A 13,868-nucleotide genomic window follows, 5' to 3' on the forward strand; every position below is an offset into this window, starting at 1 on the left:
AGCTTGCCTCGCGATCTTTTGATCTTAAAAAGATCGCGAGGCAAGCTCGCTCCTACAGGTCGGGGTCAAATCTCGGGTAAAAAAAAGGGGAGCACATGCTCCCCCGAGGTTTAAAGCGTTTGAATCAATGGCGTATCAGGCTTCGATTTCGATCAGGATTTCGCCCGGGTTGACGCGGTCGCCTTTGATGACGTGGATGGTGACGATTTTGCCGGCGATGGAGGCCTGTACTTCGGTTTCCATTTTCATGGCTTCGGTGATGAGCACCGATTGGCCCGCCTTGACGGTGTCGCCCACGCTGACCAGCACGTCGACGATGTTGCCCGGCATGGCGGTGCTGACGTGGCCCGGCTCGCTGGCTTGTTTGCGCTTGCTGGAGGCCCCGCCGACGAATTCGTTGAGCGGCTCGAACACCACTTCTTCCGGCATGCCGTCGATGGACAGGTAGAAGTGGCGCTTGCCTTCGGCCTTGACGCCTACACCGGTGATGTCGACGCGGTAGCTTTCGCCGTGGACGTCGATCACGAATTCGGTCGGCACGCCTTCGCCGCCCGCTTTGCTCACGCCACCCGCTTCAGGGATCGGCAGCAGCACTTCTGGAGCCAGGGTGCCCGCAGCACGCTCTTCAAGGAATTTACGGCCGATGTCCGGGAACATGGCGAAGGTCAGCACGTCTTCTTCAGACTTGGCCAGTGCGCCAATTTCGCCACGCAATTTGGCCATTTCTGGCTTGAGCAGGTCAGCCGGACGCACGTCGATCAGTTCTTCGTTGCCAATGGCCTGACGACGCAGTTTTTCGTTCACCACGCCCGGCGCTTTGCCGTAGCCACCTTGCAGGTAGAGCTTCACTTCGTTGGTGATGGTCTTGTAGCGCTCGCCAGCCAAGACGTTGAAGAATGCCTGGGTGCCCACGATTTGCGAGGTCGGGGTCACCAGCGGCGGGAAGCCCAGGTCTTCACGCACACGCGGGATCTCGGCCAGCACTTCGCTCATGCGGTTCAGCGCGCCCTGCTCTTTGAGCTGGTTGGCGAGGTTGGAGATCATCCCGCCCGGCACTTGGTTGACTTGTACACGGGTGTCGACGGCGGTGAATTCGCTTTCGAACTGGTGGTACTTCTTACGCACGGCGTAGAAGTACAGGCCGATTTCCTGCAACAGCGCCAGGTCGAGGCCGGTGTCGTATTCGCTGCCTTTAAGGGCCGCGACCATCGACTCGGTGCCCGGGTGGCTGGTGCCCCAAGCGAAGCTGGAGATCGCGGTGTCGATGTGCTCGGCGCCGTTTTCAACCGCTTTGAGCTGGCACATGGCAGCCAGGCCGGCTGTGTCATGGGAGTGAATAAAGATCGGCAGGCCGATTTCAGCCTTCAGCGCTTTGACCAGGTCGCCAGTGGCGAACGGTGTCAGCAGGCCAGCCATGTCTTTGATTGCGATCGAGTCGCAGCCCATGGCTTCCATCTGCTTGGCCTGCGCCACGAACGCCTCGACGGTGTGCACCGGGCTGGTGGTGTAAGCGATGGTGCCTTGGGCATGCTTGCCAGCGGCTTTTACCGCTTCGATGGCCACGCGCAGGTTACGCACGTCGTTCATGGCGTCGAAGATACGGAACACGTCGATACCGTTAACGGCTGCCTTGGCGACGAATGCTTTAACCACGTCGTCGCTGTAGTGGCGATAGCCCAGCAGGTTCTGGCCGCGCAGGAGCATTTGCAGGCGGGTGTTAGGCAATGCCGCACGCAGTTGGCGCAGACGCTCCCACGGGTCTTCTTTCAGAAAACGCACACAGGCGTCAAACGTCGCGCCGCCCCACACTTCCAGCGACCAGTAGCCGACTTTGTCGAGCTTGTCGCAGATCGGCAGCATGTCTTCGGTGCGCATGCGGGTGGCCAGCAAGGACTGGTGGGCGTCACGCAGGATGGTGTCGGTTACGAAAATTTTCTTGGACATTGTTTTATTCCTCACAGGCCCGCGTGGGCGGCAATGGCGGCGGCGATGGCCAGGGCCAGCTCTTCGGGTTTGCGCTTGATCGAGTAGTTGGTCAGTTCTGGATGGCTTTCTACGAAGCTGGTGTTGAACTGGCCGCTACGGAATTCCGGGTTACGCAGGATTTCCTGGTAATACGCGGCGGTGGTTTTGACCCCTTGCAGACGCATGTCGTCGAGGGCGCGCAAACCACGGTCCATCGCTTCTTCCCATGTCAGTGCCCACACCACCAGTTTCAGACACATGGAGTCGTAATACGGTGGGATGGTGTAGCCGGTGTAGATCGCCGTGTCGGTCCGCACGCCAGGCCCGCCGGGCGCGTAGTAACGGGTGATCTTGCCGAAGCTGGGCAGGAAGTTGTTTTTCGGGTCTTCAGCGTTGATCCGAAATTGCAGGGCATAGCCACGGTGCTGAATGTCTTCTTGTTTGATCGACAGCGGCAGGCCAGAGGCGATGCGGATTTGCTCACGAACAATGTCGATACCGGTGATTTCTTCGGTGATGGTGTGTTCCACCTGCACCCGGGTGTTCATCTCCATGAAGTACACCTCGCCTTCGGCGAGCAGGAACTCCACAGTACCGGCGTTTTCGTAGCCCACGGCCTTGGCTGCGCGCACGGACAGGTCGCCGATGTAGGCGCGTTGTTCCGGGGTCAGTTGCGGGCTTGGAGCAATTTCGATGAGCTTTTGGTTGCGACGCTGGATCGAGCAGTCGCGCTCAAACAAGTGCACGACGTTGCCGAAGCTGTCACCGAGGATCTGCGCCTCGATGTGCTTGGGGTTAACGATGCATTTTTCGAGGAAGACTTCAGCCGAGCCAAACGCTTTGGTGGCCTCGGAGATCACACGCGGGAACGCTTGTTCCAGCTCTTCGCGGCTGTTGCAGCGACGAATACCACGACCGCCACCGCCTGAGGTGGCTTTGAGCATGACCGGGTAACCGATACGGTCGCCTTCGATCAGCGCTTCGTGGATATCGGCAACGTTGCCTTCGGTGCCCGGCGTTACCGGCACACCGGCCTTGATCATGCTGCGGCGGGCTTCGGTCTTGTCGCCCATGCGGCGAATGACTTCGGCGGCCGGGCCGATGAACTTGATGCCGCGTTCGGCACAGATATCCGCCAGCTCGGCATTCTCTGACAAAAAGCCATAACCGGGATGCAACGCATCGCAGCCGGTTTCAACGGCCAGGTTCACCAACTTGCGCGGGTTCAAGTAACCGGCCAGCGGGTCTTCGCCAATGCTGTGTGCTTCGTCCGCACGCTTGACGTGCAAAGCGTGGCGATCAGCCTCGGAATAAACCGCTACGGAGCGTATGCCCATCTCTGCGCAGGCACGCACGATACGGACGGCAATTTCTCCGCGGTTGGCGATCAGGATCTTTTTTATCACTTGGATTTTTCCCTAAAGCCCATGGAACAAACGACCTGCTAGACCAGGTCCGCACGTGTCCAAATGTGTCTGAACCGTTGCGTTGTCACACTAGTCCTACGCATGAATAAACAAAAATCAATAATTCTTGGGCCTGCCATAAGCAAAGACTTATAGTCAGGCAACTCACTTGCCTTAAGAGAAATCAATAAAATGCGTAAGTCATTGATGCGTATAACTTTTCGCCAACTTCAGGTGTTCAATGAGGTGTGCGATTTGCGCTCTTACAGCCGCGCAGCAGAAGAAATGTCGCTGACGCAACCCGCCGTAAGTCTACAAATTCGTCAGCTGGAAGAGCTGATTGGCCAGCCTTTGTTCGATTATGTGGGCAAAAAGCTCTACCTCACTGAAGCGGCTGAAGCGCTTCAGCTGGCGAGCCGGGATATTTTCGGACGCCTCGAAAACCTCGATATGCAGCTGTCGGACATGCTGGGCTCGTTGCAAGGCCAGCTGAAACTGGCCATCGAATCGAGCGCAAAATATTTCGTGCCGCATTTGTTTGCCGCCTTCAAGCGCCAGCACCCAGAGGTCAATTTGCAGCTCACGGTGGTCAATCGGGCGCAGGCCGTGCGCAGGCTTTCGGACAACCGCGATGACCTGGTGATCATGTCGATGGTGCCGCTGGACATGGGCCTGGAGTTTCTACCGTTCTTGAACAACCCCATCGTTGCCGTCGCCCCGGCCGGGCATCCGCTGTGCGAGCGTGGCCCGCTGCGTTTGCAAGACCTTGAACCGTATACCTTGCTGATGCGCGAGCAAGGTTCGGGTACGCGCATGGCGTGTGAGGAATACTTCAAGGAAAAGCGCGTGCACTTCAATCAAACCCTGGAAGTGTCATCGAACGAGTCGCAACGTGAGTGCGCAGTGGCCGGGTTAGGCGTGGCGCTGTTAACGCGCCACGCCGTCAGCCTGGAGCTGGCGACCGGCCTGCTGCATGAGCTGCCGGTCGAAGAATTGCCGCTGTATCGCAGTTGGTGCCTGGTGCAGGCCAAAGCCAAACGCCTGTCACCGGTGGCGCATGCGTTCCTGGAATTTATTCGCAGTGAACGCCAACAAATCAGCGCGCTGGTTGAGCGGTTCGACGGCCACTTGCCGACGGGGTCTGCCAGTAATTGATTGCAGCGATATCAGGGTAATCGGCTGTTTCCAGGCGCAGCTGACGCTGGTCCGTAAGGTCTTCAATCGCACGACGAAAGGCCATGCGACGCTGGTCTTCTTGTTGACGGCGGGTTTTGACGGCGCTGTTGCGTTCTTCGTAAGGCTGGGCCATTTCGAGTCTCCCAAGGCGTGTACGGGAGTTTCACGATGGACTTTGTTTGTGACGACTTTGCGAACGTGCAGTGACAGGGGGATGAAACTGTGGGAGCGGGCTTGCTCGCGATTCAGACAACACGGTTTACCTGAATGATCGCAGCGATTCCATCGCGAGCAAGCCCGCTCCCACCGTGGATCTTCAACGCTCTTAATCTTCGTGGCTTTTCAGCGATTTTGGCGACAGGCGCAGGCTGCGAAGGCTGCGTTTAACGCTTTTAAGGTGGTTGACCAGGCTCGGGCCGCGGGCCATGGCAACGCCCATCGCCAACACGTCAATCACCACCAGATGGGCGATACGCGAGGTCAGCGGGGTATAGATTTCGGTGTCTTCGTGCACGTCGATCGCCAGGTTCACCGTCGCCAGTTCAGCCAAAGGCGTTTGGCTTGGGCACAGGGTAATCAGCGTCGCGCCACTTTCACGCACCAGGTTGGCGGTGATCAGCAAGTCTTTGGAACGCCCGGACTGCGAGATGCAAATGGCCACGTCTGTCGGCTTTAGGGTTACCGCCGACATCGCCTGCATGTGCGGGTCGGAATACGCCGCCGCCGTCAGCAACAACCGGAAAAACTTATGCTGCGCATCCGCCGCCACAGCGCCCGATGCACCAAAGCCATAAAACTCCACCCGTTGCGCTTGCGACATGGCGGTCACGGCCTGCTGCAACGCCACCGGGTCGAGCTTCTCGCGCACGTCCATCAAGGTGTGCAGCGTGGTGTCGAAGATTTTCAGGCTGTAATCGGCAACCGAATCGTCTTCATGAATCGCAAACTGACCAAAACTGGCACCCGCTGCCAGGCTTTGCGCCAGCTTGAGTTTTAGGTCCTGAAACCCCGAACAGCCGATCGCCCGGCAAAAGCGCACGATGGTGGGTTCGCTGATACCCACGCTGTGAGCAAGGTCGGCCATGGAACTGTGCATTACAGCCGCAGGATCAAGCAGCACGTGATCGGCGACCTTGAGTTCCGATTTACGTAACAAGTGGCGTGACTGGGCGATATGTTGCAGCAGGTTCAAAAGGCAGGACTCGGTCTGGAAGCGGCGGGCGCCGGGGATGTAGCAATCTTGTAGTTATACTACAAGAATTCGTTTTTTGCCCAACCAATACGTCGTAGTCTCGCAAGCCTTATCAGCAAAATGCCGTGTTTTCAGGGCATGTAGCCTTTCTCACCACTACCAAATGGATACACCCGCCCGCAATAAATCAGCCATGGCCTGAGCGTTGGTCGGGCTGCTGATCAAGTAACCCTGCACTTCGTCGCACTGATGCTCCTTGAGAAACGCCAGTTGCACTTCGTTTTCAACGCCCTCGGCCACCACTTTCAACTCCAGGCTGTGGGCCATGGCAATGATCGCCTTGGTGATGGCATCGTCCTCAACACAGGTGCCCACGCCACGGATAAACGTCTGGTCAATTTTTACGTAGTCCACCGCAAAGCGCTTGAGGTAGCTGAGCGATGAGTAGCCGGTGCCGAAGTCATCAATGGCCAGTTTCACGCCCAATTCATGCAATTGCTGGAAGGTGGCGATCACGTAGTCGACATTTTCAAGCAACTGGCTTTCGGTGATCTCAAGCTCCAGGCAGTGCGGCGCCAGACCGGTATCTTCCAGCACCTGGCGCACCAGGCTGACCAGGTTGCCCTGGCGCAATTGATGCCCCGACAAGTTCACCGACACCCGTATCGGCGCCAGCCCCGCCTGTTGCCATTGCGCGGCCTGACGACAGGCCTCACGCAGCACAAACTCACCGATAAGCACGATGAGGCCGGTTTCTTCAGCCAGCGCAATAAAGTCGCTCGGCGACACGCTGCCCAGCTCCGGGTGATCCCAGCGCACCAAGGCTTCGGCAGAATCCAGACGGCCGTTTTTCAGGCAAAGCTTGGGCTGATAAAAAACGCTGAGTTTGCGTTCGCCAATGGCTTTGCGCAGTTGATTTTCCAACTGCAAACGCTCAAGGGTGCTGTGTTGCAGGCTGTGGCTGAAAAACTGAAACGTCCCGCCGCCCATATGTTTGGCCTGTTGCATGGCTTTGTTGGCCTGGCTGACCAACTGGGCGATGTCTCGCGCACCATCGGGCAACAGGCTGATGCCCATCGATGCGCTGACCACCAACTCGTGACCATCGACCACTATCGGCCGGCTCAGCTTGCCCAGCAGCCGGGTGGCAACCCGCGCCAGGCTGGTCAGGCTGCCGTAGGCATCGAACAGCACGGCAAACTCATCGCTGGAGAGACGCGAAATGGTGTCGGCTTCGGGCAATGCCTTGGTCAGGCGCTCTGCAATCTTTTGCAGCACTTGGTCCGCCAGCTCCGGCCCGAGGCTGTCGTTGAGCAATTTGAAGCGATCCAGGTCGATGTGCAGCAATGCCAGGTTTCTCGACGTGCCTTGGCGAATGCGCTGATTGGCCTCTTCCAGACGCTCTTTAAATAGCAGCCGATTGGCCAGCCCCGTCAGCTCATCAAAATGCGTCAGGTGGCGTACCCGCGCCTCAACGATACGCCGCGCCGACAGGTCGGTAATAAAGGCCACGATATGGCTAACCTGCGCGGCGTCGTCACGCACCACTTTGAGTTGCAGCCATTGCGGGTAGAGTTCGCCGTTCTTGCGGGTTTCAACCAGTTCACCCAACCAGCTGTCGTGCTCTGCCAGCGAGGCCTGAATGATCGGAAAATGCCGCCGCGCATCACGGCTGCAGGCCAACTCATCGACCCGGCGACCCACCAGCTCTGCCACGTCATACCCGCTGATCCGGCTGAACGCCTGGTTAACCGTGAGCATCTTATAGGTGGGATCAAGAATCACGATGCCTTCGCTGGCAGCCTCGAACACCGTCGACGCCAGCCGACGCTGCTCGACCTCACGGGCGAGCTCAGCGTTGAGCTGTTCACTGCGAAAATTGGCGTCCTGCAGTTCTTCGAACACGCTTTTGAATTTTTTACGGCGTACTTTGCGACGCTGATTAATCAGATCAATTCGCCAGACGAATGCCCCCAGCAGAGCCAGAAAAAGCCCGAATCCTAAGCCGGAATAAATCCCCAGGGAGGTAAAACTCTGATTCATCGGCAACGTTCTTATTCAAGGGAGATGAGCCAAAAAAGTCGCCCGAGCATACACAAGCAGCGCCCACGACCAAACGATGAGACGTCAAAAAATAGACGACATTATTGCAGTTAACCAAATCAATGACGTAACAGCCTGTAGACACTCTTTTTTGACGTTTGGCACAACGCCACGACAGACGGCCCAACAGAACTGGATTGGTGTTTGCCCGGTTAGCCCCGGCACCCTAGAATGCGTCGATGCGCGAAGATCTCTCTCTCTTGTTAAATTCCCTCAACGATGCCCAACGTCAGGCCGTCACGGCCAGTATTGGGCGTCAGTTGGTCCTGGCCGGCGCAGGTTCCGGCAAAACCCGTGTGCTGGTGCACCGTATCGCCTGGTTAATCCAGGTCGAAAACGCGTCCCCGCACTCCGTGCTGTCGGTGACCTTCACCAACAAGGCCGCTGCCGAGATGCGTCATCGTATCGAGCAGCTTATGGGGATCAACCCGGCCGGCATGTGGGTGGGCACCTTTCACGGGCTGGCACACCGCCTGCTGCGGGCTCACTGGCAAGAAGCCGGGTTGAGCCAGACGTTCCAGATTCTCGACAGCGACGACCAGCAACGCCTGGTCAAGCGTGTCATCCGCGATCTGGGGCTCGATGAGCAGCGCTGGCCGGTGCGTCAGGCCCAATGGTTTATCAACGGCCAGAAAGACGAAGGCCTGCGCCCACAGCACATTCAAGCCAGCGGCGATTTGTTCCTGGGCACCATGCGCAGCATTTATGAGGCCTACGAGGCCGCCTGCCAGCGTGCAGGCGTGATCGACTTCTCTGAGCTGCTGTTGCGTGCCCTCGATCTGTGGCGCGACCACCCGGGGTTGCTGGAGCACTACCAAAAACGCTTCCGGCACATCCTGGTCGACGAATTCCAGGACACCAACGCCGTGCAATACGCCTGGCTGCGTTTGCTCGCCAAAGGTGGCGACAGCTTGATGGTGGTAGGCGATGACGATCAGTCGATTTACGGCTGGCGCGGCGCCAAGATCGAAAACATCTACCAGTACTCAACCGACTTCCCGGACGCCGAAACCATTCGTCTGGAGCAAAACTATCGCTCCACGGCCGGCATCCTCAAAGCCGCCAACGCCCTGATTGCCAACAACAGCGGGCGCATGGGCAAAGAGCTGTGGACCGACGGAGGTGATGGCGAAGCGATCAATTTGTACGCGGCCTTCAACGAGCATGATGAGGCGCGCTATGTGGTCGAAACCATCCAGAGCGCGTTGAACACCGGTTTGGCCCGCAACGACATCGCTATTTTGTACCGCTCCAACGCCCAGTCGCGGGTGCTGGAAGAAGCCTTGCTGCGCGAACGCATCCCGTACCGTATTTATGGCGGCCAGCGCTTCTTTGAACGCGCTGAAATCAAAAACGCCATGGCCTATATGCGCTTGCTCGAAGGCCGCGGCAACGATGCGGCACTGGAGCGGGTGATCAACGTTCCGGCGCGGGGCATCGGTGAAAAAACCGTCGAGGCCATCCGCGAGCACGCCCGTCACAGCAATGTGTCGATGTGGGAAGCCATGCGCCAGCTGATCGCCAATAAAGCCTTGCCGGGCCGTGCCTCTGGCGCCATCGCAGGCTTTATCGAGCTGATCGAGAACCTCGCCGCCAAAGTCATGGACATGCCGCTGCACCTGATGACCCAGACCGTGATCGAGCAAAGTGGGCTGATTGCCTACCACGAGGCGGAAAAAGGTGAAAAAGGCCAGGCCCGGGTAGAAAACCTTGAGGAACTGGTGAGCGCGGCGCGCAACTTTGAAAGCAATGAAGAAGACGAAGAGCTGTCGCCTCTGGCCGCCTTCCTCGGTCATGCCTCGCTGGAAGCCGGTGATACCCAGGCTGAAGAACACGAAGACGGTATCCAGCTGATGACGCTGCACAGCGCCAAAGGCCTGGAGTTCCCGTACGTGTTCTTGGTGGGCATGGAAGAAGGGCTGTTCCCACACAAGATGAGCCTGGAAGAGCCTGGCCGCCTTGAAGAGGAACGTCGCCTGGCCTACGTGGGCATCACCCGGGCGATGCACAACCTGGTCATGACCTATGCAGAAACCCGACGCCTCTATGGTGCTGAAACCTACAACAAGGTTTCGCGCTTCGTGCGTGAAGTACCAAAAGGTCTGATCCAGGAAGTTCGTCTGTCCAACAGTGTCAGCCGCCCTTTCGGCGGCCAGAAACAAAGCGCCAGCACGCTGTTCGGCGGTTCGGAGATTCCCGAAACCGAATTCAAGCTGGGCCAACTGGTGAAGCACGCCGTGTTTGGTGAGGGCGTGATCCTTAATTTTGAAGGCGCCGGCGCACAGGCCCGGGTACAGGTGAACTTCCCCGACGGCAGCAAGTGGCTGATGATGGGCTACGCCAAGCTAGAGGCCGTATGACACGTTAATAGCCTGTAGGGCGAGCTGGCCTCGCGATCTTTTGAGCGTCAAAAAGATCGCAAGGCAAGCTCTCTCCTACATGTATTACGTGACTTCAGGATCCGTCCTACACCCAATCAGGCAAAAGCCCGAAACATTTCACTGCTAGCCAGTCACACCTCACCTGTGCAACATGGCGCGCGTGTCATCCACAAATGGGAATTCCCTTTATGAAACGTTTTCTTAGCATCGCCATGGCGTTGTGCATCGGTTTAACGATGAGCCTCGACGCGAACGCCAAACGCTTCGGCGGCGGCAAAAGCGCCGGTTCAGCGCCAAGCCATCAAACTCGCCAAGCGGCTCCAGCCGCAGCAGCTCCTGCTGCCGCAGGCGCTGCGGGCGCCGCTGCCAAAGCCGGCGGTGCTTCGCGCTGGCTAGGCCCTCTGGCTGGCCTCGCGGCTGGCGGCCTGCTGGCCTCCATGTTCATGGGTGGCGGCTTCCAGGGCATGCAGTTCTTCGACATCCTGATCATGGCGGTCATCGCCTTTGTGATCTTCCGCTTCATTGCCGCGCGTCGACGCAAGCAACAAGCTGACATGGCGCCAGCTGGCCATGCGCCGATGCAGCGCGAAGTGTTCGAGCAAAAGCCAGCCTTGAACTCGATCTTCGGCGGTTCGGCTGCTCCTGCCGCAGCCCGTCCGGTGATCAACGCACCGGCCTGGTTCAACGAACAAAGCTTCCTGGAAGCTGCGCGTAACCATTTCCAATCCCTGCAACAGCACTGGGATGCCAACGAAATGGACAAAATCGCCGAGTTCGTGACCCCGCAAATGCTTGAGTTCCTCAAGCGCGAGCGTGCTGAGCTGGGCGACGGCTTCCAGTCGACCTACATCGACGATCTGCAGGTTCAACTTGAAGGTGTGGATGATCGCGCCGACAAGACGATCGCCACCCTGACCTTCAGCGGCATCTCGAAGAACTCGCGTTTCGACCAAGGCGAAGCGTTCAGCGAAAGCTGGAACATGGAACGCCCACAAGGCGAGAACCAGCCTTGGCTGGTTGCCGGTATCCGCCAGAACGGCTGATCCCTCAGGTATTACATGCTGTAACCAAAGCCCCGGACTTGTCCGGGGCTTTGCATTTCACGATTGCACTTATAACGAGCTACTGTATAAAGCCCGTCATATAAACCGCGCCATACAGAGCATGAGGATTGAGGTCGTGGAAGAAATTATCGAACAATTACGTGAAGCCAACGAACCGGTACCTGTTCCTCTGGAACTGCCTGACGAGGACCTGCTGGTCGAAATCGAAGAACAATTGTTCATCGATATTCCTTTTGTCTTCCGGGAGTTTTTGCTGACTGTCAGCGACGTTGTCTATGGCAGCCTGGAGCCGGTCACCGTGACCGACCCTCAGTCCCACACCTACTTGCCGGATGTGGCAGCGAACGCCTGGGATGCCGGCGTTGATCGCAGCCTGATCCCCATCTGCCAGGACGGTGACGACTTCTACTGCGTCGAAGAAGACGGCACCGTGGTGCTGTGGTCCGCAGAAGAAGAGCTGGTCACCGAAGAAACCTGGGAGTCGGTTTGGCACTGGGCCCGCGACGTCTGGCTGGAAAGCTGATAAACACCCTGCAGGAGCGAGCTTGCCTCACGATCTTTTAAACGATCAAAAGATCGCGAGACAAGCTCGCTCCTACACAGTTTTCAGTGGCTGCCTTCCTTGTGGTTATCCAGCGTCTCCAGCAGCGCCACCTGCATACGCGTGTGAATACGCACAAACCAGCGCCACAACACCGCCGCAACGCCCGCTGCCACCACGGCAATCACGATCAGCAGTTCGTTGGTCGGCAAGATGCTCGCCGACAAGGCTGACAGCAGCAGAAAAATCACCAGCAACGACAGAATCGGGATCACTTCAGCGATCACCCGACGCACACGCTGTGTGTGCCGCCCGGCCATTTCCGGTTTAACGCCCATCTCGGCCAGCAACATCGACAGCGCTTTGAGCTTGCGATACGCCGCGATCAAAAACGGCAGCGACAGAAGCAAGGCAAGGCCCCAGATCATGCCTTTTTGCCAGCTCGGCTCCAGGATCCAGCCCTGAAGGTAACGCGCGATCCGCGGGGCGAAAAAGCCGCCGGCAAAGAAAATAGCGATCACCAGGGCCAAATTGACGCCCACCTGCAGCAAGATCTTGCGGATCATCGCCGCGAGCAAAGCCCCCTCGCCTTGCGGCTGAATGCTGCGCAGCCATTCCCCATACAACCCAAAGACCCGCGACACACGCCCCGGCACCACATGGGACAGCTTGAGCGAGAGCGGGTCTGCGGCGCGAATCAGGTAAGGCGTCATCAAAGTGGTCAGCACCGATACGGCGACCGCTACGGGGTACAGGAAGCTGCTGGTGACCTGCAAAGTCATGCCCAGCGCCGCAATGATGAAAGAGAATTCGCCAATCTGTGAAAGGCCCATCCCGACACGCAGTGAGGTGCGTCCGTCATTGCCAGCGATAAAAGCGCCAAGCCCGCACGAAAGCATCTTGCCCAGAACCACCGCGACGGTGATCACCACGATCGGCAGGGCGTATTCCATCAAAATGGCCGGGTCGAGCATCAGCCCGATGGCGACAAAAAAGATCGCGCTGAACAGATCACGTACTGGCTCGATCAAGCGTTCGATTTTCAGCAACTGGCGCGATTCGGCCATGATCGCGCCGATCAGGAAGGCGCCCAGCACCATGCTGTATTCCAGCCGTACCACCAGCAGGCAGAAGCCAAAACACAGGCCCAGCACGGTGATCAGGAGCATTTCGTTGCTTTCAAAACGGGCCACATAGGCCAGCACGCGCGGCACCAACAAGATGCCGATGACCAGCGCGACGATCATGAACAGCGACAATTTGCCGACCGTCGAAAAGACTTCTTCCGGGCTCACACTGCCGCTCACGGCGATGCTCGAGAGCAAGGCTATGATCCCGATGCCCAAGATGTCTTCCACGATCAGCACGCCAAAAATCAGCTGCGCGAAGCGCTCGTTTTTCATCTTCAGGTCGTTAAGCGCTTTCACGATGATGGTGGTCGAGGAAATCGCCAGGATCGCGCCCAGGAAGAGCGAATCCATGGTGTTCCAGTCGAACCAGCGGCCAATTTCGTAGCCGATCCAGATCATCAGCGTAATTTCCATAAACGCTGCGATAAACGCGGTGGCCCCGACCTTGAACAGTTTGCGCAGGCTAAATTCCAGCCCCAGGCAAAACATCAAAAAGATCACCCCGAGTTCAGCCAGGGTCTTGATGGTTTCTTCATCGTGAATCAGGCCAAAAGGCGGGGTGTGCGGACCGATAATAAAACCTGCCACGATGTAACCCAGCACCACCGGCTGCTTGAACCGGTGGAACAGAATAGTCACCACGCCTGCGACCAGCATGATGACTGCCAAATCCTGGATAAAGCTGATGGCATGCATGGCGTGACGCTCCTTTATAATTTTTGCCCGGCAACAAAACGACAGACCCAGCTTGATACGCTGCGCATCTCGATAGTTTTAAGTGTAGGAATTGTCCGAACGAAGGACATTTGCACGCTAACAGCGCGACTTCTGGCTGAAAGGCGGTGCAATATATGGAAACAGATACAACAGAGCGTGACGACAGCCAAAGCGACAGCGTCCCGTTATTAAC

At 57.8% G+C, this 13,868-nt stretch carries 9 protein-coding genes and 1 pseudogene; 4 read left to right on the top strand and 6 right to left on the bottom strand.

Going from position 1 to position 13,868, the window contains the following annotated elements; genetic code table 11:
* Window positions 1-135: 135 nt before the first annotated feature.
* The gene (oadA, locus tag QMX84_RS05865; protein ID WP_123750586.1) at window positions 136-1,944 is read right to left on the bottom strand and encodes a sodium-extruding oxaloacetate decarboxylase subunit alpha; all 1,809 of its coding nucleotides are present in this window, start codon (window positions 1,942-1,944) and stop codon (window positions 136-138) included.
* An 11-nt stretch (window positions 1,945-1,955) separates the two neighbouring features.
* Window positions 1,956-3,371, bottom strand: coding sequence for an acetyl-CoA carboxylase biotin carboxylase subunit (locus QMX84_RS05870; protein ID WP_048373732.1), 1,416 nt, complete (start codon window positions 3,369-3,371; stop codon window positions 1,956-1,958).
* Window positions 3,372-3,563: 192 nt separating this feature from the next.
* Here QMX84_RS05870 and QMX84_RS05875 point away from each other — a divergent pair, with 192 nt between their 5' ends.
* Window positions 3,564-4,526 carry a LysR family transcriptional regulator gene (locus QMX84_RS05875; protein WP_262124155.1) on the top strand — a complete coding sequence of 321 codons (963 nt, stop codon included), beginning with the start codon at window positions 3,564-3,566 and terminating at the stop codon, window positions 4,524-4,526.
* Here the strand turns inward: QMX84_RS05875 and QMX84_RS05880 are convergent.
* From QMX84_RS05880 to QMX84_RS05890, 3 genes and pseudogenes are all read right to left on the bottom strand, one after another.
* A complete protein-coding gene (locus QMX84_RS05880; RefSeq protein WP_153336114.1) occupies window positions 4,468-4,680 on the bottom strand; it encodes a hypothetical protein in 213 nt (70 codons plus the stop codon). The two genes, QMX84_RS05875 and QMX84_RS05880, sit on opposite strands and share 59 nt — an antisense overlap.
* A gap of 192 nt (window positions 4,681-4,872) precedes the next feature.
* Window positions 4,873-5,739: a transcriptional regulator HexR gene (gene hexR / locus QMX84_RS05885; protein WP_048373728.1), complete on the bottom strand. Its 867-nt coding sequence runs from the start codon at window positions 5,737-5,739 to the stop codon at window positions 4,873-4,875.
* A gap of 156 nt (window positions 5,740-5,895) precedes the next feature.
* Window positions 5,896-7,602 (bottom strand): annotated as a pseudogene (locus tag QMX84_RS05890) (EAL domain-containing protein); the annotation flags it as partial.
* Between the two features lie 419 nt (window positions 7,603-8,021).
* Between QMX84_RS05890 and uvrD the strand changes: the two are divergent.
* From uvrD to QMX84_RS05905, 3 genes are all read left to right on the top strand, one after another.
* Window positions 8,022-10,202 (top strand): DNA helicase II, encoded by a 2,181-nt coding sequence (gene uvrD, locus QMX84_RS05895; RefSeq protein WP_262124153.1) that lies wholly within the window; start codon window positions 8,022-8,024, stop codon window positions 10,200-10,202.
* A gap of 209 nt (window positions 10,203-10,411) precedes the next feature.
* Window positions 10,412-11,266 carry a Tim44 domain-containing protein gene (locus tag QMX84_RS05900; RefSeq protein ID WP_048373724.1) on the top strand — a complete coding sequence of 285 codons (855 nt, stop codon included), beginning with the start codon at window positions 10,412-10,414 and terminating at the stop codon, window positions 11,264-11,266.
* Window positions 11,267-11,402: 136 nt separating this feature from the next.
* Window positions 11,403-11,810 carry an SMI1/KNR4 family protein gene (locus tag QMX84_RS05905; RefSeq protein WP_048373723.1) on the top strand — a complete coding sequence of 136 codons (408 nt, stop codon included), beginning with the start codon at window positions 11,403-11,405 and terminating at the stop codon, window positions 11,808-11,810.
* A gap of 83 nt (window positions 11,811-11,893) precedes the next feature.
* Here QMX84_RS05905 and QMX84_RS05910 read toward each other — a convergent pair whose 3' ends face one another.
* Complete coding sequence (locus QMX84_RS05910; RefSeq protein ID WP_048388241.1) at window positions 11,894-13,654, bottom strand: cation:proton antiporter; 1,761 nt, start codon at window positions 13,652-13,654, stop codon at window positions 11,894-11,896.
* Window positions 13,655-13,868 lie beyond the last annotated feature (214 nt).

Origin of the sequence: Pseudomonas sp. PS01297 (genome assembly GCF_029959305.1) — a bacterium.
GTDB lineage: Bacteria > Pseudomonadota > Gammaproteobacteria > Pseudomonadales > Pseudomonadaceae > Aquipseudomonas > Aquipseudomonas helleri.

Bases quoted from the DNA above. Each gene is read 5' to 3' on its own strand.
- oadA (WP_123750586.1), bottom strand. From the start codon at position 1,944: ATGTCCAAGAAAATTTTCGTAACCGACACCATCCTGCGTGACGCCCAC.
- QMX84_RS05875 (WP_262124155.1), top strand. From the start codon at position 3,564: ATGCGTAAGTCATTGATGCGTATAACTTTTCGCCAACTTCAGGTGTTC.
- QMX84_RS05880 (WP_153336114.1), bottom strand. From the start codon at position 4,680: ATGGCCCAGCCTTACGAAGAACGCAACAGCGCCGTCAAAACCCGCCGT.
- uvrD (WP_262124153.1), top strand. From the start codon at position 8,022: ATGCGCGAAGATCTCTCTCTCTTGTTAAATTCCCTCAACGATGCCCAA.
- QMX84_RS05900 (WP_048373724.1), top strand. From the start codon at position 10,412: ATGAAACGTTTTCTTAGCATCGCCATGGCGTTGTGCATCGGTTTAACG.
- QMX84_RS05910 (WP_048388241.1), bottom strand. From the start codon at position 13,654: ATGCATGCCATCAGCTTTATCCAGGATTTGGCAGTCATCATGCTGGTC.